Origin of the sequence: Sinomonas notoginsengisoli (genome assembly GCF_021554725.1) — a bacterium.
Taxonomy (GTDB): Bacteria; Actinomycetota; Actinomycetes; order Actinomycetales; family Micrococcaceae; genus Sinomonas; species Sinomonas notoginsengisoli.
On the sequence record NZ_JAIZDP010000001.1, the window covers coordinates 928,014 to 949,091 of the forward strand.

General features: G+C 67.9%; 24 protein-coding genes. 12 read left to right on the forward strand and 12 right to left on the reverse strand.

The features are described 5' to 3' along the window. Positions 1-32: 32 nt before the first annotated feature. The 4 genes from LF262_RS04300 to LF262_RS04315 form a co-directional block, all read right to left on the reverse strand. Positions 33-200 (reverse strand): DUF3117 domain-containing protein, encoded by a 168-nt coding sequence (locus tag LF262_RS04300; protein ID WP_235779004.1) that lies wholly within the window; start codon positions 198-200, stop codon positions 33-35. A gap of 135 nt (positions 201-335) precedes the next feature. Further along, positions 336-1,565: a putative hexosyltransferase gene (locus LF262_RS04305; protein WP_235779005.1), complete on the reverse strand. Its 1,230-nt coding sequence runs from the start codon at positions 1,563-1,565 to the stop codon at positions 336-338. Further along, a complete protein-coding gene (locus tag LF262_RS04310) occupies positions 1,558-1,911 on the reverse strand; it encodes a DivIVA domain-containing protein (RefSeq protein WP_235779006.1) in 354 nt (117 codons plus the stop codon). Before LF262_RS04310 ends, LF262_RS04305 begins: the two co-directional genes overlap by 8 nt. Next, the gene (locus LF262_RS04315; RefSeq protein WP_235779007.1) at positions 1,908-2,786 is read right to left on the reverse strand and encodes an LOG family protein; all 879 of its coding nucleotides are present in this window, start codon (positions 2,784-2,786) and stop codon (positions 1,908-1,910) included. The genes LF262_RS04310 and LF262_RS04315 overlap by 4 nt, the downstream gene beginning before the upstream one ends. Before the next feature lie 90 nt (positions 2,787-2,876). On the opposite strand from LF262_RS04315, the gene LF262_RS04320 reads away from it, so the two are divergent. The 4 genes from LF262_RS04320 to LF262_RS04335 all read left to right on the forward strand — a co-directional run bounded on the left by LF262_RS04320 (position 2,877) and on the right by LF262_RS04335 (position 6,175). Beyond that, positions 2,877-3,632: an amino acid ABC transporter ATP-binding protein gene (locus tag LF262_RS04320; protein WP_235779008.1), complete on the forward strand. Its 756-nt coding sequence runs from the start codon at positions 2,877-2,879 to the stop codon at positions 3,630-3,632. Between the two features lie 61 nt (positions 3,633-3,693). Further along, positions 3,694-4,590 carry a glutamate ABC transporter substrate-binding protein gene (locus LF262_RS04325; RefSeq protein WP_235779009.1) on the forward strand — a complete coding sequence of 299 codons (897 nt, stop codon included), beginning with the start codon at positions 3,694-3,696 and terminating at the stop codon, positions 4,588-4,590. Positions 4,591-4,658: 68 nt separating this feature from the next. Continuing rightward, entirely contained in the window at positions 4,659-5,306 is a 648-nt protein-coding gene (locus LF262_RS04330) for an amino acid ABC transporter permease (RefSeq protein WP_235779010.1), read from the forward strand. Beyond that, positions 5,303-6,175, forward strand: coding sequence for an amino acid ABC transporter permease (locus tag LF262_RS04335; protein ID WP_235779011.1), 873 nt, complete (start codon positions 5,303-5,305; stop codon positions 6,173-6,175). Before LF262_RS04330 ends, LF262_RS04335 begins: the two co-directional genes overlap by 4 nt. Before the next feature lie 11 nt (positions 6,176-6,186). On the opposite strand, the gene dapE is transcribed toward LF262_RS04335, so the two are convergent. After that, complete coding sequence (gene dapE, locus LF262_RS04340; RefSeq protein WP_235779012.1) at positions 6,187-7,353, reverse strand: succinyl-diaminopimelate desuccinylase; 1,167 nt, start codon at positions 7,351-7,353, stop codon at positions 6,187-6,189. 69 nt (positions 7,354-7,422) lie between these two features. On the opposite strand from dapE, the gene dapD reads away from it, so the two are divergent. Both dapD and LF262_RS04350 read left to right on the forward strand, forming a co-directional pair. Continuing rightward, positions 7,423-8,433 (forward strand): 2,3,4,5-tetrahydropyridine-2,6-dicarboxylate N-succinyltransferase, encoded by a 1,011-nt coding sequence (gene dapD / locus LF262_RS04345; protein WP_235779013.1) that lies wholly within the window; start codon positions 7,423-7,425, stop codon positions 8,431-8,433. A gap of 102 nt (positions 8,434-8,535) precedes the next feature. Next, on the forward strand, positions 8,536-9,384 hold the full coding sequence (locus LF262_RS04350; protein WP_235779014.1) for a hypothetical protein: 849 nt from the start codon (positions 8,536-8,538) through the stop codon (positions 9,382-9,384). 12 nt (positions 9,385-9,396) lie between these two features. Here the strand turns inward: LF262_RS04350 and LF262_RS04355 are convergent, their stop codons facing one another. Together LF262_RS04355 and LF262_RS04360 are read right to left on the reverse strand one after the other, a co-directional pair. Then, positions 9,397-10,008, reverse strand: coding sequence for a hypothetical protein (locus tag LF262_RS04355; RefSeq protein WP_235779015.1), 612 nt, complete (start codon positions 10,006-10,008; stop codon positions 9,397-9,399). A 54-nt stretch (positions 10,009-10,062) separates the two neighbouring features. Next, positions 10,063-10,671 (reverse strand): TetR/AcrR family transcriptional regulator, encoded by a 609-nt coding sequence (locus LF262_RS04360; RefSeq protein ID WP_235779016.1) that lies wholly within the window; start codon positions 10,669-10,671, stop codon positions 10,063-10,065. 72 nt (positions 10,672-10,743) lie between these two features. Here LF262_RS04360 and galE point away from each other — a divergent pair, with 72 nt between their 5' ends. Continuing rightward, positions 10,744-11,760 carry a UDP-glucose 4-epimerase GalE gene (galE, locus tag LF262_RS04365; RefSeq protein ID WP_235779017.1) on the forward strand — a complete coding sequence of 339 codons (1,017 nt, stop codon included), beginning with the start codon at positions 10,744-10,746 and terminating at the stop codon, positions 11,758-11,760. An 85-nt stretch (positions 11,761-11,845) separates the two neighbouring features. Here the strand turns inward: galE and LF262_RS04370 are convergent, their stop codons facing one another. The 3 genes from LF262_RS04370 to fdxA all read right to left on the reverse strand — a co-directional run bounded on the left by LF262_RS04370 (position 11,846) and on the right by fdxA (position 14,680). Continuing rightward, positions 11,846-13,129 (reverse strand): citrate synthase, encoded by a 1,284-nt coding sequence (locus LF262_RS04370; RefSeq protein WP_235779018.1) that lies wholly within the window; start codon positions 13,127-13,129, stop codon positions 11,846-11,848. A gap of 64 nt (positions 13,130-13,193) precedes the next feature. After that, complete coding sequence (gene dapC / locus LF262_RS04375; RefSeq protein WP_308190488.1) at positions 13,194-14,342, reverse strand: succinyldiaminopimelate transaminase; 1,149 nt, start codon at positions 14,340-14,342, stop codon at positions 13,194-13,196. 11 nt (positions 14,343-14,353) lie between these two features. After that, positions 14,354-14,680 (reverse strand): ferredoxin, encoded by a 327-nt coding sequence (gene fdxA, locus LF262_RS04380; protein WP_235779019.1) that lies wholly within the window; start codon positions 14,678-14,680, stop codon positions 14,354-14,356. A gap of 112 nt (positions 14,681-14,792) precedes the next feature. Between fdxA and LF262_RS04385 the strand changes: the two genes are divergently transcribed. The 3 genes from LF262_RS04385 to LF262_RS04395 all read left to right on the forward strand — a co-directional run bounded on the left by LF262_RS04385 (position 14,793) and on the right by LF262_RS04395 (position 16,150). Then, positions 14,793-15,044: a putative acetyltransferase gene (locus LF262_RS04385; RefSeq protein ID WP_235779020.1), complete on the forward strand. Its 252-nt coding sequence runs from the start codon at positions 14,793-14,795 to the stop codon at positions 15,042-15,044. Between the two features lie 85 nt (positions 15,045-15,129). Beyond that, positions 15,130-15,624, forward strand: coding sequence for a hypothetical protein (locus LF262_RS04390; RefSeq protein ID WP_235779021.1), 495 nt, complete (start codon positions 15,130-15,132; stop codon positions 15,622-15,624). A 52-nt stretch (positions 15,625-15,676) separates the two neighbouring features. Continuing rightward, positions 15,677-16,150: a hypothetical protein gene (locus LF262_RS04395; protein ID WP_235779022.1), complete on the forward strand. Its 474-nt coding sequence runs from the start codon at positions 15,677-15,679 to the stop codon at positions 16,148-16,150. A 15-nt stretch (positions 16,151-16,165) separates the two neighbouring features. Here the strand turns inward: LF262_RS04395 and LF262_RS04400 are convergent, their stop codons facing one another. Then, entirely contained in the window at positions 16,166-17,449 is a 1,284-nt protein-coding gene (locus tag LF262_RS04400; protein ID WP_235779023.1) for an MFS transporter, read from the reverse strand. Positions 17,450-17,508: 59 nt separating this feature from the next. Here LF262_RS04400 and LF262_RS04405 point away from each other — a divergent pair, with 59 nt between their 5' ends. Further along, complete coding sequence (locus LF262_RS04405; protein ID WP_235779024.1) at positions 17,509-18,000, forward strand: ArsR/SmtB family transcription factor; 492 nt, start codon at positions 17,509-17,511, stop codon at positions 17,998-18,000. A 25-nt stretch (positions 18,001-18,025) separates the two neighbouring features. Here the strand turns inward: LF262_RS04405 and typA are convergent, their stop codons facing one another. After that, positions 18,026-19,951, reverse strand: coding sequence for a translational GTPase TypA (gene typA / locus LF262_RS04410; protein WP_235779025.1), 1,926 nt, complete (start codon positions 19,949-19,951; stop codon positions 18,026-18,028). 251 nt (positions 19,952-20,202) lie between these two features. On the opposite strand from typA, the gene LF262_RS04415 reads away from it, so the two are divergent. Then, on the forward strand, positions 20,203-21,075 hold the full coding sequence (locus tag LF262_RS04415) for an SGNH/GDSL hydrolase family protein (RefSeq protein WP_235779026.1): 873 nt from the start codon (positions 20,203-20,205) through the stop codon (positions 21,073-21,075). Positions 21,076-21,078: the final 3 nt, after the last annotated feature.

Here is a 21,078-nt window from a genome sequence, read left to right on the forward strand (position 1 = left end):
CCCATGAGACCGGCCCTTGATGAAGCTTCTGCCTACTTCGTGACGCCGACGAGGCATTCCTTGAGCTCCGCTGCCTCCTCGGCATTGAGCTCGACGACCAACCGACCGCCACCCTCGAGTGGGACCCGCATGATCAGGCTCCGGCCCTCCTTGGTGACCTCCATCGGCCCATCACCGGTACGCGGTTTCATGGCTGCCATCTGCTTTTCCCCTCCAGTCGGTCATCCGCACGATGTGCTGCTGACAACATTACCAGCCGGCGTACCCTGGGGTAGCCAAGGACCGGTACGGGCGTGCCGATTCGGAAGCAGCCAAGGACGGCTCTGCTCACCGCTCTACGGCGGCCAGTCGCCTCCCTCGGGCAGCCGGGCCCAGACCCACAGCCACACGACCCACACGATCTGCAGGAGGACGAACATCACGAGCGCGGTCCACCGGTAGGACCGTGATCGGGAGAGGCGGACACCGGCAAGCGCGAGGGGGAACAGGGGCAGCATCATTCGGAAGGTGCTCGTCTGCGGGTGCAGGACAGCCAGCAGGTAGGCCACGTACGCCCCGCACCACAGTGCCATCTCCACGCCGATGCGGCGCACGTGCGTGCTCGTGAAGTACAGCGCGGCGACCGCCACGAGTGCGAACGGTGCCAGCATCCCGAAGAACGGCCCGAAGAGAAACTGACCCGTGTCAAACCAGGGCAGGAAGGGAACGAGCGGTCCGCCGCGCCAGACGGTCTCCGTCGCCGTATAGGCATCCGGGACTCCGGTTTGCCACCACGCGATCAGCGGCCATGCCGCCGCGGAGGCGACCCCGGCGGCAGCCAACCCGGCGAGGCGGGCCAGCTCGGCCGCCGTCGTGCGTCCGGTCCTGAGCTGGGCGGCCTTGACCAGGAACAGGACGCCGAGCATGAGCGCGAACGGAACCCCGACGGGGCGGGTCAGGGCAAGGACGGCGACGACGGGGATCGCGGCCAGATAGCGGCGCTCGACAACCCACAAGAGCGCCCATGCCAGGAACAGCAGGGCGAGCGACTCGGCGTACGGGATCTGGAGGATCGGCGAAATGGGGAAGAATGCGACGAAGACGACGCCCCACAGCGCATCGGAGTGGTCGGCGCGATGCCGGAAGAGCCTGTAGATGACGACGGCGGCAGCGAACCCCGCGACGAGGGCCACCACCTGCGCCCACGCCTCCCATGGAATCCCCGGGATCCCGCTCAACAGGCGCACGAGCAGGGGGAACACGGGGTAGAACGCCCAGGCATTCTGCTGGAGGCTCCCGGTGGCGGAGCGCGGCAGAGTGGACGGGTAGCCGTTCTGCACGATCCGGCCGTACCACTCCGAATCCCAGATCTGGACGAAGTGCCAGTAGTCCGGCCGGGGGGCGAGCCACGGGTTCACCTCCTGCTGGAGCGCGGCGGCAGCGATAATGCAGAAGCTCACCACGCGGCTCGCGGCGTAGACGACCAGGACTTGGATCCACGACGGGAACGCCGCGAATCTGGCCGCCGCGTGGCGGACCCCGGCGCTTAGGGCGGTGTGCAGCACCGTGGGCCGCACATCAGTCATCGGCAGCCTGCTCCTCCGGGCGAGCCGCCGGTTCGGCCTTCAGCTGGGCAGTGAGCGCCTGGATCAGTGCGGCCTGGACGCTGATGCGGTCCCGCAGCCGGGCGAGGACCTGGTCTACCTGGTCCATGCGGTAGCCGCGGAACGCGAGCGCGAACCGCACCGCGTCAATGTCCTCGGGGTTGGGGTGCTCGGGCAGGAGCACAGGCGGCAGGCCGGTCGGCGGCTCCTCGAGTCCATCCCCCTCAATGGGCGGGAGTGCGCGAGAGGAACCGCGCGCGACACCGACGGCGAACCATGCGAGGCCAGCGGCAAGGAGAATGGCAATGAAGACGAGGAAGACGCTCACACGCCCTCCGTGGTGCCGGCCATTCCGCGCGGCCATCCCTCGTCGTCGGTGTCGTCATCGACGTCGGCATTGCCGAACATGCCGCCGCGACGCTCCGTCTCGCCCAACCCCGCGAGGACGCGGGTCACGGCCGCTTCTGGGTCATCGACCACCGAGATGAGCTCCAGATCAGCCTCGGAGATCATGCCCTCGCCCACGAGCGTCGCTCGGATCCAGTCCACGAGCGGGCTCCAGAACGATGACCCGACAAGTACGATCGGAAACTGCGTCACCTTCCCTGTCTGGACGAGCACCATGGCTTCGAAGAGCTCATCGAGCGTTCCGAGCCCTCCGGGGAGGACGATGAAACCGTGCGCGTACTTGACGAACATCGTCTTACGGGCGAAGAAGTACCGGAAGTTGACGCCCAAGTCGACCCACGAGTTGAGGCCGGTCTCGAACGGGAGCTCGATCCCGAGCCCTACCGAGGTGCCCGCGCCCTCGACGGCTCCGCGGTTGGCGGCCTCCATCGAGCCCGGGCCGCCACCGGTGATGACCGCGACGCCGGAGTCGGCGAGGAGGCGGCCGATGGCGGTGGCCGTCTCGTAGTACTCCGTGCCGGGCTTGGTCCTGGCCGAGCCGAAGACGCTCACTGCCGGGCCGAGCTCGGCGAGAGCGCCGAATCCCTCGACGAACTCGCTCTGGATGCGCATCACGCGCCACGGATCTGTGTGGACGAACCGGCCGGCTCCCTTCGTGTCGAGAAGGTGCTGGTCCGCCGTGCCCTGCTGCGTCTGGCGGCGGCGCAGCTCGATCGGCCCCTTGCGGCGCCATGGAACGTGGGATGCGCTGCGCGAGGTGGTGGGCTCATCGCCCTGCTGCGATTCGGTGCTCATGGACCAAGGCTAGTCTCGCTTCAATCACGATTCCCCGCGTATACCGGCGCCATCCGAGCCCCGGCGGCCAATCTCCGTTACATTTTCCCTATGACTACTGACACATCGGCGAGCACCCTCGTCTCTGTCAAGGGCGTGAACAAGCACTACGGCCAGCTCCATGTCCTCCAGAACATCAACCTTGAAGTGAGCAAAGGCGAGGTCGTGGTGGTCATCGGCCCATCGGGCTCTGGCAAGTCGACCCTATGCCGGGCGATCAACCGACTCGAGACCATCGAGGACGGCGAGATCTTCATCGACGGGAAGAAGCTTCCCGACGAGGGCAAGGAGCTCGCAAGGCTCCGGGCCGACGTCGGCATGGTCTTCCAGTCGTTCAACCTGTTTGCGCACAAGACCATCCTCGAGAACATCACCCTGGGACCGATGAAGGTCAAGGGAATGGACAAGGCCGCGGCCGAGAAGGAGGCAATGGCGCTCCTCGAGCGGGTCGGCGTGGGGCATCAGGCTCCCAAGTTGCCGGCGCAGCTCTCGGGCGGCCAGCAGCAGCGCGTCGCGATTGCGCGTGCGCTCGCGATGAAGCCCAAGGTCATGCTCTTCGACGAGCCGACCTCTGCCTTGGACCCGGAGATGATCAACGAAGTCCTCGACGTCATGGTCCAGCTGGCCAAGGAGGGCATGACCATGATCGTGGTGACCCACGAGATGGGGTTCGCCCGCAAGGCCGCGGACCGCGTCGTGTTCATGGCGGACGGCCAGATCGTCGAGCAGGCCAAACCTGAGGACTTCTTCACCAATCCGCAGAGCAGCCGCGCCAAGGACTTCCTCTCGAAGCTGCTTACCCACTGACTTCCCCAGCCCGCTCGCACTTGGGCCCACCGGTGGCCCGTGAAGAAAGGAATCGTTCCCCATGGCACTCTTCCGCACCAAGAAGGCCGTGCTGACCGCCGCCACCGCGGTGATGGCACTGGCCCTGTCCGCCTGTGGCGGCTCAAGCGGAGGCGGCGGCGGCTCATCCGCGTCGGCTGCCCCCTACCAGGTCGCCACCAACGTCTCGCTGACGGGCAGCCCCACGTTCGACAAGATCAAGTCGGCAGGCAAGGTCACCATCGGCGTCAAGCAGGACCAGCCCGGACTCGGCTTCAAGGACGCGGCCACCGGCGAGTACAGCGGCTTCGACATCGAGATCGCCAAGTGGATGGCCGCCTCGCTCGGCTACGGCGCGGACAAGATCGATTACAAGGCAATCCCGTCCGCCAACCGGGAGTCCGCCATCCAGAACGGCGACGTCAACTTCTACATCGGCACCTACTCCATCACGGACAAGCGCAAGCAGCTCGTCGACTTCGCGGGGCCGTACTTCGTCACGGGGCAGGGCCTGCTCGTGAAGAAGAGCAACACAGCGATCAACAGCGAGAAGGACCTGGCCGGCAAGACGGTCTGCTCCGCCACCGGTTCGACGCCGATCCAGAACATCAAGGCGAACTTCCCCCAGACGAAGACAACCGAGTTCGACACGTACTCGCAGTGCGTCGAAGCCCTCAAGAACGGGCAGGCCGACGCCGTCACCACCGACCAGGCCATCCTCCTCGGATATGCCGCCCAGGAGCCGGACGCCCTGAAGGTGGTCGGCCAGCCGTTCACCACGGAGAAGTACGGCATCGGCGTTCCCAAGGGTGACACGGCCCTGCGCAAGTTCTTCAATGACAAGCTGACCAGCGGCAAGGACACGTGGCAGAAGATCTACGACTCGACGCTCGGCAAGTCCGGCACGAAGGTCGAGCAGCCCGCCGTCGACAACTACTGACAGGCAGCGGTGGGCGGGGCGTTCCGCGTCCCGCCCGCTGCTGTTTCGGCTAGAAAGCGAAGGCTGCCGTGAACACCCTCTTCGACAATCTCGACCTCTTCACCACCGGATTCAAGAACACCATCATCCTGTTCGTCGTATCCGGGATCCTCGCCCTCATCCTGGGCACCATCGTCGGCGCGATGCGGGTCTCGCCCGTTCCCGCGCTGAGGGCCTTCGGGACGCTCTACGTGAACGTCGTCCGCAACACACCGCTGACACTCGTGCTGTTCTTCTTCGCCCTCGGCTACCCAAAGCTGGACCTTCCCGAGATTGACTTCATGACCGCCGCGACCATCGGGCTGAGCCTCTACACCGCGACCTATGTGGCCGAGGTGCTCCGCTCGGGCATCAACACGGTGCCGGTCGGCCAGGCCGAGGCCGCCCGGGCGATCGGCCTTCCCTTCACGCAGACGCTTACCCTCGTGGTTCTTCCCCAGGCGTTCCGCTCCGTGCTGCCGCCGCTCTTCAGCGTCCTGATCGCGCTGCTGAAGAACACCACGGTCGCAGCAGGCTTCTCCGTCTTTGAAGCCGGTGCGATCCGCGCCAACCTCTCTGAGCGCGGGTACCCCCAGATGGAGGGACTGCTCTGGGTGGCCCTGTTCTTTGTGATCCTCGTCCTGATCCTCGCTCAGCTCCAGCGCTACTTCGAGAAGAAGTGGAAGGTGGCCCGATGACCTCCGTCCTCTACGACGCCCCGGGCCGGAAGGCCCGCTCCCGGCACCTCATCCTGGGGGTTCTCGGCACTCTGGTGATCCTGGCAATCATCGGGTTCATCATCTGGCGCTTCGCCGAGTCGGGCCAGTTCAGCGAGGCCAAATGGAAGATCTTCACGTTCCCGCTCGTCCAGCAGACGATCCTCCAGGCGGCCGGGGCCACCCTGTCGGCCTTCGCCGTCGCCGCCGTCGGCAGTCTCATCCTCGGCATTGTCCTCGCCATCGGCAGGCTCTCCGAGCGCCCGTGGGTCTCGCGCCCGTTCCACTGGTTCACTGAGCTCTTCAGGGCCATCCCGGTGCTGATCCTCATGATGATGATCTACTACGGGCTTCCCCCCCTGTTCCACGTCAGCTGGCCGCCATTCGTGGCCGTGGTCGTGGCGCTCATCCTGTACAACGGCTCAGTGCTCGCCGAGGTCTTCCGTGCCGGCATCGAGGCCCTTCCGAAGGGCCAGAGCGAGGCTGGCTACGCGATCGGCCTGCGCAAGTCCCAGGTGATGCAGAGCATCCTGCTTCCCCAGGCAGTCCGTTCGATGCTGCCGGTGATCATCTCCCAGCTTGTCGTAACCCTGAAGGACACCGCGCTGGGCTTCATCGTCACCTATAACGAGATCCTCTTCCAAGCGAAGTACTTCGGCTCACAGGCCCAGTACGGCTCGCCCATCGTGCCCGCCGCGATCGTCGCGGGCGTGCTCTACGTGGGCATGTGCCTCATCCTCTCGGGAATCGCCAAGTTCGCCGAGAGCCGCCTGCGCAAGAGTCAGCGCGTCTCCGGCAGGAAGGGTGGCGGCGCCATGGCGGCCGCCCAGGAGGCCGCGGTGAAGGTCTGACGCGCAGCGGCCTAGGCTGTCAGCCAGGCCTCGAGCGAGGCCAGGCATGCGCGGATATCGGGCCCGGAGACCCGCTCGTCGTCCTTGTGGGCGAGGAGCGGGTCCCCGGGCCCGAAGTTCACCGCCGGTACGCCAAGCTCCGAGAGCCGTGCCACATCGGTCCACCCGTACTTGGGCAGCGGCTCACGCGCCACCACCTCGACGAACGCTGCAGCTGCAGGATGGGTCAGGCCCGGCCGCGCACCGGACGCGCCGTCCGTGCGCACCACGTCGAACCCGTCTAGGAGCGCGCGGACGTGCGCCTCGGCCTCGTCGATGCTCTTGTCCGGGGCGAAGCGGTAGTTGATGGTCACCGTGCAGCGATCAGGGATCACGTTGCCCGCGGTGCCGCCCGCGATGCCCACAGCGTTCAGGCTCTCCCGGTAGTCCAAGCCGTCAACAGCGACCGTCGCCGGCTCGTACGCCGCGAGGCGCTCGAGGATGGGCGCGGAGGCGTGGATCGCGTTCTTCCCCATCCACGCGCGCGCCGAGTGCGCTGCTTCCCCGAGCACCGTCGCCTCCACGCGGAGCGTCCCGTTGCACCCCCCCTCCACCGTGCCGTTGGTGGGCTCGAGCAGGATCGCGAAATCCCCCACCAGCAGGTCCGGGTGGTTCGCAGCCAGCCGGCCGAGCCCGCTCTTGGACGCCTCAACCTCCTCGTGGTCGTAGAAGACGAAGGTGACGTCACGTCCCGTGGAGGTGCGCGCGGAGTGGGTGGCGCCGTCGTGCGCGGAGCTGCGGGACGGGAAGAGGCGGGCAGCGAGTGCGAGCTGCACCGCGACGCCACCCTTCATGTCGGTCGCGCCGCGGCCCCAGAGGACGCCTTCTCCCGGCGCCCCCTCCCACGACGACGGGACCGTTCCCCGGGCGCCCTCCACGGCAGGCAGCGGAACCGTGTCAATGTGCCCGGCGAGGATCACTCGCTCGGCGCATCCCAGCGCGGAGCGGGCAACGATCGCATCGCCGTCGCGCGTCACGTCCAGCGAGGTCTGAGAACGCAGTGCCGCCTCGATCGCGTCGGCGATCGCGGTCTCCCCGCCCGAGACGCTCTCGATATCGATCAATGCGGCGGCCAGGAGGGCGACATCCTGGGCCAGATCGAGGAACGCTGCGGGCGAAGGCGATGCGGCGGAAGTCACCCGCCCAGCATAGTTGGAGGGGCCCCTCGTGTGGCGGGAGCACCCGCGCCCGCCGATAGACTGGGCACCATGACTGAAACCCCTGCCGCATCCCGTGCTGCCCACGGCTTCGGGCTCGCCACGATCCACGTAGCCGAAGGCGCCGGCGAGGCCACGGTCCTCGATGTCTGGTTCCCGGCCCCGGCCCTCGGCGAGGCAGCCGAGCACCTTTCCGACGACTCCGTGGTGGACTCTGCCCCCGCTGATCTTGTGGCCGCCGCAGAGAACGGCGACGACGCCGACCGGGGCACGCAGACCAAGGTCGTCTTCGTCCAGATCGACCTCGACAAGGCACCTGCGGACACCGCGGACGCCTACCTGCGCCTGCACCTGCTCTCCCACCGGCTGGTGGCACCCAACACCGTCAACCTCGACGGCGTGTTCGGAAAGCTTCCCAACGTGGTGTGGACCAACTTCGGCCCCTGCCACCCGGCCGGCTTCGAGATCACCCGGGCCAAGCTTCGCCGCCGCGGCCCGGTGACGGTCTACGGAGTCGACAAGTTCCCGCGCATGGTCGACTACGTTGTGCCCGCCGGCGTCCGCATCGCCGACGCCGACCGCGTGCGCCTCGGCGCCCACCTCGCCGAGGGCACCACCGTGATGCACGAAGGCTTCGTGAACTACAACGCTGGCACGCTCGGTGCGTCCATGGTCGAGGGGCGCATCTCGGCTGGCGTCGTGGTCGGGGACGGGACCGACGTGGGCGGCGGCGCTTCTATCATGGGCACCCTCTCCGGCGGCGGCAAGGAGCGCATCGCCCTCGGCGAGCGCGTCCTCCTTGGCGCCAACTCGGGCGTGGGCATCTCGATCGGAGACGATTCCGTGGTCGAGGCCGGCCTCTACGTCACCGCTGGCACCCGAGTGCGGATCAGCGGGTTCAAGGACGCGTTCGGTGAGAACGCCGAGAAGGTCGTCAAGGCCATCGAGCTTTCGGGGCAGCCCAACCTCCTGTTCCGCCGCAACTCCACCAACGGGCAAGTCGAAGCGCTTCCCCGCAGTGGCCAGTCGGTCGAGCTGAGCGAGGCGCTGCACGCCAACTGACGCGAGAGCACGACGGCGGGTGCACGCCCAGGTGCGCCCCCGTCGTCGTGCGTGTAGTCCCCTCACTGCCGAACACTCCCCCTGAGTCCAAGGAGCACCCGGATGGCCCTGGCCCGCAGAGTACGGCGCGCCCTCACCGTCCTCGTTGCCCTCGCCCTCGCCGGGGTCGGGGTGTACATCGCGGCGCTCGTGCTCAACCGAAATGAAGCTCCTATCGTCGAGGGCTGCACCGCGCCGCTCGGGAACGACAAGCAGTCCCTCGCCACCGATCAGACCGCGAACGCCTCGCTCATCGCCGCGATAGCGGTGCAGCGCCGCCTGCCACCGCGCGCGGCAACGATCGCGCTGGCCACGTCCATGCAGGAGTCGAAGCTCCGCAACCTGAGCTACGGCGACTCGGCTGGCCCCGACTCACGAGGCCTCTTCCAGCAGCGGCCGTCGCAGGGCTGGGGCACGGAGGCCCAGATCATGGACCCGGTCTACGCGACGAACGCGTTCTACGACGTGCTCATCAAGATCGAGGGCTACGAGGGCCTGCCCATCACGGACGCCGCGCAGAAGGTCCAGCGCTCGGGCTTCCCGAGGGCGTATGCCCAGCAGGAGGACACGGGGCGCGCGTTCGCGTCCGCCCTGACCGGGCAGTCCCAGGCGGCGCTCACGTGCACGCTCCGCAAGCCGGACTCGGCGGGTAATCCCGCCGCGGTCAAGTCCCAGCTCACCAGCGCCTACGGGGTCATGCAGGCCACCGCGGCGGGCAAGACGGTCGCGGTCGCGGCGAACGGCGCCCAAGGCTGGTCTGTTGCCCAATGGGCCGTCGCGAATGCCAAGCAGCTGGCGATCACCAAGGTGGACTTCGCGGGCCATTCGTGGCTGCGCGACGGCAACAAGGGGTGGACGGAGTCCGCAGCCCCAGACGACGTCGTGACCATTACGGTCGCCGAGACCCCCTGACCCAGCGAGCGGTCACATCAAAAGCTCAACCACCGGCTTGAGATAGCTCCTGAACGCCTCTGGATCCTCCAGGAGGTGCTGGCTCATGATCACCTTGTCCGTGTTGACCAGCCACGCCCGGTCCTCGCTGAGCGGGAGTTCGATGATCGTGAGGTTGAAGTCGCGGGCGGCGGTGCCGGCCTCGAGCTGGCGCTCCTCGACAATCTCACGGAGCACGTCCGTGGCGCCGTTGGACGCGCGTTCCCTTTCGAGCCGCTCGTACTCGGCGCGGCGCTCTCTGGCCCAGGCGAGGGCGGACCCGAAGTGGGCCTGGAGCGAGCGCTGCAGGGCCGGCGCTTCCCCGAACGCCGTGAAGTTCGGCGGCTCGAGTGCGGGACTCATCTCCGGGTGGTTCTCGATCAGATGCTGCCACCAGACCTCCCACTCACGGCGGAGCGCGGGAATGCCCCCCACGTGCTGGGTGAGCTGGTGCTGGTCTGTCTCGCGGATCCTGGGCTCGGCGGGCGCGACAGGCGGCATCCCCGCACCGTTGAGGCCTGCGTAGTCCTTCAGGTAGAGCGCGAGGAGCATGGGGCCGGACGTGTCCATGGTGACCCGCCAGCCGGGTCCGCCAGTATGGTGCATCAGTCGATTCGCTTCCTTGCCGGTCTTCTCCCAGTGTATTCCCGCGCAGGGACTTCAGTGCGGGCCGGCCGCGATGCCCGCGACCTGTGTGCGGACCACGTCCAGGCACAGCTGTGCGTCAAGCCACCGGCCCTGGAGCAGCGCATGCAGCCCGAGTCCCTCGATCGTAGCCAGAAGGCGCTCGGCCTCGCGCACCAGCACGTCGCTGCCGAGCCCCGGCCGGAGCGCCATGAGCGACCGCCCGACGACGGCAGCCACTGCGCGGTGGCTGCGCTCGGCCGTAGCCACCAGTTCCGGTCGGGTGCGCGCCGCGAGCTTGAACTCGGCCCAGACGCACAGGTCCACGGCGCGCTCCTCGTCGAGGGGAAGGAGCTGGCACAGCTGTGCGACCACCTCGTCCTCGCCGACGCCCAGAGGGGCGCCGCTCGGCTCGGGCACCGCCGAGGCCAGCCGGGCCAGAACGGCATCCACCACGGATTCGAAGGCGTGGACGAGCAGTGCGCCCGAGGTGGCGAAGTAGTGCCTCACCGACCCGACCACGAGGTCCGCCTCGGCGGCCACCTCGCGCAGGGAGACGCGGCCAAGGCCATCTGCGACAACAATCCGCTTGACGGCCTCGACGACCTCCTGGCGGCGCTCAGCCGGATCCACGTTTCTGGGCACCCTCTCTATTTAGCACACTTGTGCCCTTTGGACGGAACGTACTGCAGGACAGCCCTCGATAGGATGGAGCCCATGCGCATCCTCGTCACCGGTGGCACCGGGTACATCGGCTCCCACACAGTTCTGACCCTGCTCGAGGGCGGCCATGACGTGGTCGCCGTCGACAACCTCTCCAACTCAAGCCCGGAGTCGCTCCGCCGCGTCGCCGAGATTGCAGGACGCGAGGCGGCCTTCGTCCAGGCGGACATCACCGACGAGGAGGCCCTGGACGCCGTCTTCGCCGAGCACTCCCCCGAGGCCGTGATCCACTTCGCCGGCCTCAAGGCCGTGGGCGAGTCCGTGGGCATCCCCTTGGACTACTACTTCAACAACGTTGCCGGGACCATCACACTCCTGCGCGTCATGGAGCGCCATGGCATCCGCACCATCGTCTTCTCGTCCTCCGCGACGGTCTACGGGGAGCACAATCCGACGCCCTACATCGAGAAGATGGAAATCGGGGCCATGAACCCCTATGGGCGAACCAAGGAGCAGATCGAGGACATCCTCTCCGACCTCGGCGCCTCCAACCCGGCCTGGCGCATAGCGCTGCTGCGCTACTTCAACCCGGTCGGCGCCCACCCCTCCGGCCGCATCGGCGAGGACCCACAGGGCATTCCCAACAACCTCGTCCCGTTCATCGCCCAAGTGGCCGTGGGGCGCCGGGAGAAGCTCATGGTGTTCGGCGGTGACTACGACACGCCGGACGGCACCTGCCTGCGCGACTTCATCCACGTGGTCGATCTCGCCGAGGGCCACGCCGCCGCCCTGTCCTACCTCAAGGTCCACGAGGGCGTGTACCGCTGGAACCTCGGCTCGGGCAAGGGCACGAGCGTCCTCGAGATGCACCACGCCTTCGAGAAGGCCGTGGGGACCCCGATCCCCTACGAGATCGCGCCGCGCCGCGCCGGCGACCTGCCGGCCTTCTGGGCCGACCCCTCCGCCGCCTTGGCCGACCTCGGCTGGTCCACGAGCAAGACTGTGGACCAGATGTGCGAGGACCACTGGCGCTGGCAGAAGGACAACCCCATGGGCTATCAAAAATCCTGAGGCGAGGACGACGGCGGCCGGCGCCTCCCGCCGCGGGGGAGGCACCGGCCGCCGTCGTACTTCATGCCGCCTCAGGGGGCAATGATCAGGGCGCGGGGTACTCGCGCGCCGGCTCGCCCACATAGAGCTGGCGCGGACGCCCGATCTTGGTCTGCGGGTCCTTGATCATCTCGCGCCACTGGGCGATCCAGCCGGGGAGGCGACCGATCGCGAAGAGCACGGTGAACATCTTCTCCGGGAAGCCCATCGCCTTGTAGATGAGGCCCGTGTAGAAGTCGACGTTCGGGTAGAGCTTGCGCTGGATGAAGTAGTCGTCCGCGAGGGCCTTCTCCTCAAGCCGCATGGCGATGTCCAGGAGCTCGTCGTTGCCGCCCAGCTTGCCGAGGATCTCGTGGGCCGTGGCCTTGATGATCTTGGCGCGGGGGTCGTAGTTCTTGTAGACGCGGTGTCCGAAGCCCATGAGCCGGACCCCGTCCTCCTTGTTCTTGACCTTCTCCATGAAGTCCTCGGGCTTGACGCCCTCGGCCTGGATTCGGCGGAGCATGTTGAGCACGGCCTCGTTGGCACCGCCGTGGAGCGGGCCGAAGAGGGCGTTGATGCCCGCGGAAACGGAAGCGAACATGTTCGCGTTCGCAGACCCGACGAGGCGCACGGTCGAGGTCGAGCAGTTCTGCTCGTGGTCCGCGTGCAGGATCAGGAGCGTGTCGAGCGCCTTCACGACGAGCGGGTCGAGGTCGTACGGCTCAGCGGGAAGGCCGAACGAGAGGCGCAGGAAGTTCTCCACGAGGTTCATGGAGTTGTCCGGGTACAGGAGGGCCTGGCCGACCGACTTCTTGTGCGCGTACGCGGCGATCACGGGGAGCTTGGCCATGAGCCGGATGGTGGAGAGCTCCACCTGTTCCTCGTTGAACGGGTCCAGGGAGTCCTGGTAGAACGTCGACAGGGCCGAGACGGCCGAGGACAGCACCGGCATCGGGTGCGCGTCGCGCGGGAAGCCGGCGAAGAAGCTCTTGAGTTCCTCGTGCAGGAGCGTGTGGCGGCGGATGCGCTGGTCGAACTCCTCGAGCTCGGATCCGGTGGGGAGGTTTCCGTAGATCAGGAGGTAGGAGACCTCGAGGAAGCTCGAGTGCTGCGCCAGCTGCTCGATGGGGTAGCCGCGGTAGCGGAGGATCCCCTCATCGCCGTCGATGAACGTGATCGCCGAGGTCGTGGCAGCGGTATTCATGAAGCCGGGATCGAAGGTGACGGCGCCCGTCTCTTTCAGCAGCTTCGAGACGTCATAGCCGTCATTTCCCTCGACGGCGGCGATGCGGGGGAGCTGGAGCTCTCCCCCTTCGTGGCGCAGGACAGCGCCATTCATCTCAGTCATGGTTCCCCTTCAATGGGTAGCTCGCAACATCCTTACGCTACTCCCAGATCCCGCGCCGCACTAATCAGCGTGCGGTCAGCCGCTCCACGGCCGCGTCGATGCGCTCGTCGTTTCCTGTGAGGGCCACGCGCACAAAGCCGCGGCCCGCCTCGCCGTAGATCACGCCCGGCCCCACGACGATCCCGAGACCGGCGAGCCGGTCCACGGTGGTCCACGTGTCCTCCGCCGCGGTGCACCACAGGTAGAGGCCGGCCTCCGAGTGCGAGATGGCTAGGCCGAACGCCTCGAGCGCGGGCACGAGCCGTTCACGGCGAGCCCGGTAGAGGTCCTTCTGAGCCAGGACGTGGGCCTCGTCGCCGAGGGCCACGCGCATGGCCTCCTGTACGGGGTACGGCATGATCATGCCGGCGTGCTTGCGGCTGTTGACGAGGTTCGGCATGAGCTCGGGTGCGCCGGCCACGAACGCCGCCCGGTATCCCGCGAGATTGGACTGCTTGCTCAGAGAGTAGACGCTCAGAAGGCCCGCGAGGTCGCCCCCGCTGACGCGGGGATCGAGCACCGACGGAACCGGCTCCCCTCCCCGCTGGGCGTCCCACACGCCCCAACCCAGTTCGGCGTAGCACTCGTCAGAAGCGACGACGGCACCGAGGCTGCGAGCGCGGTCGACGACGGTGCGCAGCGCATCCGCATCCCGCACCGCGCCGGTGGGGTTCCCTGGGGAGTTGACCCACACGAGCCTCACACGGGCCAGCGTGGCGGCGTCGAGCTCATCGAGGCTGTCCGCGGCCACTGCCGTCGCGCCGGCAAGGCGTGCGCCGATGTCGTAGGTCGGGTACGCCACCGTAGGCCGCACCACCACGTCTCCGGCACCGAGCCCGAGGAGGAACGGCAGCCACGCGACGAGCTCCTTGGAACCGATGGTGGGCATGACGGCCTGCTCGTCGAGGCCGGGAACTCCACGGCGCCTCGCGAACCACTCGACCACCGCCTCCCTCAGGGGCCTTGTTCCATGCACCGTCGGATAGCCGTGGGCATCGGCGGCAGCGGCAAGCGCCTGCTGGATGACCTCGGGTGTGGGGTCGACCGGTGTTCCAATCGACAAGTTGACGGCTCCGCCGGGGTGCCGGGCAGCCTTCTGGGCATACGGCGCCATGGCCTCCCAAGGATAGTCGGGCAGGTCGAGGCCGAAGGCCCGATCGGTGGCTCGCTGCACGTCCTCCACCCTCAGCTGGCCGGAACCTGGGGTGGAAGCGCGGCCACGAGCGGGTGGTCCTTGTGGGTGTTGCCGAGCTTCGCCGCGCCGCCCGGAGAGCCGAGGTCGTCGAAGAATTCGACGTTCGCCTTGTAGTAGTCGCTCCACTCGTCCGGGACATCGTCCTCGTAGTAGATGGCCTCGACTGGGCAGACAGGTTCGCAGGCACCGCAGTCAACGCACTCGTCCGGGTGGATGTACAGCGACCGTTCGCCCTCGTAGATGCAGTCGACGGGACACTCCTCGACGCAGGCCTTGTCCTTCACATCCACGCACGGCTGTGCGATCACATAGGTCACGGTGCCACCCTCTCTTCCAGTACTACCGGGCCGATTGAGCCTATTATCTATCGCCCCGCCACCGCCACTCCAGCGTCACACGGGATCGATGCCGCCGCGCCTACGATGGAGCATGCCCTCCTCTCCCGCGGACCTCCTGCGATCACTGCCTGCCGGAACCCGGGTGGTGGTGCGCCGCAGGATCGAGGGCGGATTCACCGATGCGCTCGGGGATCTGGTGGCGTGCGACGACGCGACGGTCACCGTGCGCACGAGGCGGGGCGACGCCGTCGTGCGGCTGAGCGACGTGACCGCCGCCAAGCCGGTGCCGCCCCCACCCCAGGGCCTGGGCCGGCGGGGACGCAGTTCCGGCCTGCCCTTGTGAACCGGAAATGCTGGGTCTACCATTAAGTCCAATTGATTGCGTAATGGGGTCGGAGCTGGGCTGGCCCACCGTGAGGAGACCAGCCATGTCCTTCAACTCGATGCTGGGTGCGATCGCCCGAAAAGGCCTCCCGCCGCTCGTGCTCGAGGAGCCGAGGGTTGAAAACGTTGAAGTCCACCCCTCCCGGGAGGGACTGCGCGTCGAGGTGCAGCTCGCGATGCTTGGTTTGGTTCCGCTGGGCAGCGCCCGCGCAACCGCCCGGTTCACGGCTGTCCTTCAGCGGCGCACGTCGGACGGAAGCACACTCCGCCGCTCGATCGCGAGCATCGAGTCGTGTGATGACATCTTCAGGCGCAGGGGTCTCAGCCTCGCGAACGCCTCCCTCCTCCTCAGCCCACCGGAGGCCAAGCGGTTCGGGCCGCGGATCGGCGCGCACGATGGCCACGAGTTCGAACTCGTGGACCTCGCGTGGACGGACCTCATGATCACAGCCCCCAGCCACCGGATCACCACGAGGATCCGGGGTGAGTGGCGCCTTGCGGAGAAGGCACGAGACGTCTACGATTTTTCCATCGATTAGAGAAATGGTGCCCCGAGGCTGGGTCGGAACACCCCGAACAAGGCTGGCCATCATGTCGCTCGTCCGACCAGTACGACACCGCACCGCGCGGATCGCCTCGATCGATGTGCGCGCCCTCGACTGCGGGCTCCACGTGGACCTCATCGAAGACCATTCCGGACCCGGGAACTCCAAACTCCCGATCCGCGCCATCGCGAGGTTCACCGCGGTCCTCGAGTGGAAGGGTCCCGAGTCAAATAGCGCGCTACGCCGCGTGACAGCCCTCAGTGTGAGATCGGAGGAGGCACTGCTCCACCGCACGCGTTTCACCCACGCCGCGGCGGGACTCACCGTCGACGCCCCGGCACTCTCCGAACTGCTGGCTCAAGCCCAGGCCCCGACGGGCGCGAGAGTCCGCCTCGTGAGTGCCGCATGGTCCCACCTGGTTCTCATCGACACCGAGCACCGTCTCAGCGGCGAGGTCGACGGCGAGTGGACCGTCTACCGGGAACCCGCACGGCTGGCGCTGTCCACCGCCTCAGCCTGAAAGGTCGGTGCCGCGTCAGTCCTCGCGGACCTCCGCGGCGTCCGGTAGCGTCCGCATGCCGAAGAACGGGCCGATGGCCACGGGCAGGACGCAGAGGATCATGCCGACGATCGAGATCCACAGCGCCGGCGCGATCCCGAGCCGCTCGCCGAGGACCCCGCCGACCAAGGAGCCGATCGGCATGACGCCCCACACCACGCACCGGATCGACGCGTTCATACGGCCCAGGAGCCGGGGCGGGCACACGCGCTGGCGCATGCTCACCTGCATGATGTTGTAGACAACCACCCCGAAGCTGAAGGCGAACTCCCCAACGCTCAGCAGTGCCAGCGCCAGCGGGCCAGGACCCGCGGCGAGGGCGAGCGGGAACAGCACGACGGCGGCGCCAGCCAGGAGGAGCCCCAGCGGCAGGAGCGGGCCCTCCCCCACGAGGCGGCCAAGCCGCGGACCGGCGAGCGCGCCGAGGAGGCCGCCCACCGCACCGATGGACATCATCACGCCCAGCCCCACGGGCCCGAGCGCGAGTTCGCGCAGGATGATGAGGGGCATGAGCACCCACAGGATCGAGGAGAACAGGTTGCTGATCGCGGTGCAGGCGACCACGCGGCGGATGAGCGGATGGCGGGCCACGAAGATGGTGCCTTCCCGGATCTCGGCCCACAGGCTGCTGCCTGCGATCCGTTCGGGCCTCTTCTCGGAGTCGCGGACCCGGCCGAGGCAGAGTGCCGAGGCCAAGTACCCTCCCGCCTCCGCCGCGAACAGCACCGGGGCGCTGACCAGAGTGAGCAGGAAGCCGCCCAGCGCGGGACCACCCATGCGGGCAACCTGCGCCGTGGCCTCGAGCTTGCCGTTGGCGTCCGCAACCTGGCTCCGGTCCACCAGGAGCGGGATGTAGCTCTGGTAGGCCACGTCGAAGAACACGGTCGCGACGCCCACGACGGCTGCCACGACGTAGAGGTGCCACATCTGCAGGGCCCCGGTCCACCACAGCAGCGGCACAGCCGACATCGCCGTCATCCGGACGAGGTCGGCCCGGATCATGGTGGCGCGTTTGAGCCATCGGTCCACCCAGGCGCCCGCGGGGAGTCCCACGATGAGGAACGCCGCCATCGAAGCGGCGTTGAGCACGCCGAGGTCCATCTCGCCCGCGCCGAGCAGGCTCACGGCGAGGACCGGCAGGGCGAGCTGCCCCAACTGGACGCCGAGCTGGCTGATGCTCTGCCCGGTCCAGAACGCGAGGAAGAATCGGCTGCGGATGAGCGGCGGCGCAGCCAGCTCGCCGGTAGGTGGGGTGCTCATGCCGACAGTGTGCGCGCAGTGATTGGGAAGTGTCAATCACTCGCGGGTACAGTGTTGGCATGAGCGAGTCGGAAGAGGCCGCGAAGGGGCGGGCACTCAGTTCTCCCCTGCGCCTGCGAATTCTGCGGATGTGCCTGCACCACGCTCGCACCAACAAGGAGATCGCCGACCTCCTCGGCATCAATCCTGCCTCGTGCCTCCACCATGTCCGCACCCTCGTGGCCACAGGCTTCCTCGAGGCGCAGCCCGAGCGGCGCGGCGCCCGCGGGGCCAAAGAGGTCCCCTACCTGGCGACGCGCAAGTCCTGGAGCCAGCAGGTCGACGGCGTCTCCCCCGTGCTCATCGAGACCTTCGTCCAGGAGACCGCGACGCTCCCGCCCGAGGACATCTCGGTCTGGCGCCTAGGCCTGAAGCTCAACGTGCAGCATCGCGAAGAACTCCTGGACAAGCTGCGCGCGGTGGTCGACGAGTACGTCGCCATGCCGGCCGATCCGGACGGCGAGGCGACTTCCCTCATGATCGCCCACCACCCGGACCCTACGGCAGACTGAACCCCCTCGGTGGCGGCGGTGCCCGCTAGCTGCGGGCCCGGTTCCGGGCAGCCTTGAGACGCTCGTTCGCGTCAAGGATGACCTTGCGGATGCGGATAGCCTCCGGGGTGATCTCGACGCATTCGTCCTCGCGGGCGAACTCGAGGGACTCCTCGAGCGTGAGCGTCCTCGGCGGGGTGAGGCCCTCGAAATTGTCCGCCGTGGAGGAGCGCATGTTGGTGAGCTTCTTCTCCTTGGTGATGTTCACCTCCATGTCGTCGGCGCGCGAGTTCTCGCCGACGATCATGCCCTCGTACACCTCAGCCGTGGGCTGGATGAAGAACGTGCCGCGCTCCTGGAGGTTGATCATGGCGAACGGCGTGGCAACCCCGGCGCGGTCCGCGACGAGGGAGCCGTTGGTGCGGTACTCGATGTCGCCGTGCCAGGGCTCGTAGCCCTCAGCGATCGACGCGGCGATGCCCGCCCCACGCGTGTCGGTGAGGAATTTGGTGCGGAACCCGATGAGGCCGCGGGAGGGGACCATGAACTCCATCCGGACCCACCCGGTGCCGTGGTTCGCCATGTTGGTCATGCGGCCCTTGCGTGCGGCGAGCAGCTGGGTGACGGCGCCGAGGTACTCCTCGGGCACGTCGATCGTCATGTGCTCCATGGGCTCGAGGACCTGGCCGTCGACCTTCTTGGTCACAACCTGCGGCTTGCCGACCGTGAGCTCGAAGCCCTCGCGTCGCATCTGCTCGACCAGGATCGCCAGAGCGAGCTCGCCACGGCCCTGCACTTCCCAGGCGTCAGGCCGCGCGGTGGGCAGGACGCGGATCGAGACGTTGCCGATGAGCTCCTTCTCGAGGCGGTCCTTGACCTGCCGGGCGGTGACCTTGGCGCCCTTGACCCGCCCCGCGAGCGGCGAGGTGTTGATGCCGACTGTCATCGAGATCGCCGGATCGTCGACGGTGATGAGCGGGAGCGGCTGGGGGTTCTCGACGTCGGTGAGCGTCTCGCCGATCGTGATGTCCTCGATGCCGGCGACAGCAACGATCTCACCGGGCCCTGCGGACTCGGCGGGAACGCGGTCGAGGGCCTTCGTGGCCAGCAGCTCGGTGATCTTGACGGTCTTGATCGACCCGTCATGGCGTGCCCACGCGACCTGCTGCCCCTTCCGGAGCGTTCCGTTGTAGATCCGCAGGAGCGCGAGGCGGCCGAGGAACGGCGAGGCGTCGAGGTTGGTCACGTGGGCCTGGAGGACCCCGTCGGGATCGTAGGTCGGTGCGGGGATGTGCTTGAGGATCGTCGCGAAGAGCGGCTCTAGGTTGTCGTTGGCTGGCGCCGATCCGTCGGCAGGCTGCTCGAGGGACGCCGCACCGACCTTTGCCGCCGCGTACACGACGGGCACGTCGAGGACCCTGTCGAGGTCGAGGTCCGGCACCTCGTCTGCGAGGTCGGAGGCCAGCCCGAGGAGCAGGTCCATGCTCTCGTGCACCACTTCTTCGATGCGGGCGTCGGGACGGTCCGTCTTGTTCACCACGAGGATCACGGGCTTGTGAGCGGCCAGCGCCTTGCGCAGCACGAAGCGGGTCTGTGGGAGGGGGCCCTCGGAGGCGTCCACGAGGAGCACGACGCCGTCCACCATGGACAGGCCGCGCTCGACCTCTCCGCCGAAGTCAGCGTGTCCGGGGGTGTCGATGACATTGATCGTGATCCCGCCGGGCTCGCCGGCCTCCGCTGCCGAGGGGCCCGCGTAGCGCACAGCTGTGTTCTTCGCGAGGATGGTGATGCCCTTCTCGCGCTCGAGGTCGCCCGAGTCCATCACGCGGTCCTCAACTTCGCCGTGGGCGGCGAAGGAGTTGGTCTGACGCAGCATGGCATCGACCAGCGTGGTCTTGCCGTGGTCGACGTGTGCGACGATGGCGACGTTGCGGAGGTCGGTACGGGAAGCAGTGGACAGAGTTTCAGTCATACGCGTGAGGCTCGATTCGGGTGGGTCGCAATTTGTCCGGCGCCCGAGCGCAGACCCTCGCGTTAGGGACTTCAGGCACGGCGGAACAGACCCTGAAGAGGGCCAGCACCTCAATTTTACTCTCTTCGACGCAGTGCCCGTGTCGAGGGCTGCCTCGAAGCCCCTCGTTTACCCAGCGTGCCGCACGCCACGGTGGCACTGAGCCCGAGCGCAGGCAATGATGGTCGCGTTCACCCACACGGAGGACAGGCATGGACGCAGGCTTCCGCCGCACTGGCCTGAAGGCCCGGCGCGCCACCGCCCGCGTGCTCGCGGCCGCACTCGCAGCCGCCATCGCGCTGTCCATCGCTGGGTGCGATGCCGCGCTCGGCGGGCGCGCGCCGTCGTCCTCCCCCAGCACACCTGAAGCCGTCGGGGTGCCGTTCGGAACCGCACCCCTCGCCGTCCAGCCGCGCACGACGCCGCCGCGTCGCCTCACGCCGCAGCCATCAGCACCGCTGGGCTCGTGGATCGTCCACCCATCCACGCAGAGGATCGAGTCGGTGCTCGGTGATCTCTCACGCGCTGCCGTGCTCATCGGCGACTCGCAGTCCGAGCCCTCGGACAGTTGGGTGCGCCGCGGCCTGGAGCGGGCCGGCTACTCCGTGTACTTCGCCGGGAGCGGCGGCACCGGGTACTCCGTGGGAATCGCCACGGTCCACGCCTACGCCGAGGCGCTCAGGCTCAGGGACTGGCACCTCCCGGCAGGGAGCCCGCGCCTGGTCGTGGTCCAGGGAGGCGGCAACGACGCAAGCCGGAACGCGACCGATGAGGCGATCGTGGCCGGGGCCCGGACGCTCTTCGCGGAACTGCAGCGCACCTATCCCGAGGCCCCGATCGTCATGGTGGGGACCCTCGCCAAGTCCGCGGCGGACGGCGGAGGGCGCCGCACGCAGGTCGACGCCCTCCTGGGCCGCACGGCGAAGGGCTTGGGCGCCACATTCATCAGCTGCGGCGACTGGATCTCACGCTATGGGCTCGCCGGGGACCTCGAGGACGCCGTACACCTGCTCCCCTCGGGGAGGGCCCGGCTTGCACCCGTGCTGGCAGACGCGCTGGCCGCGGAGGGGCTCACCCTGCCCTGACCG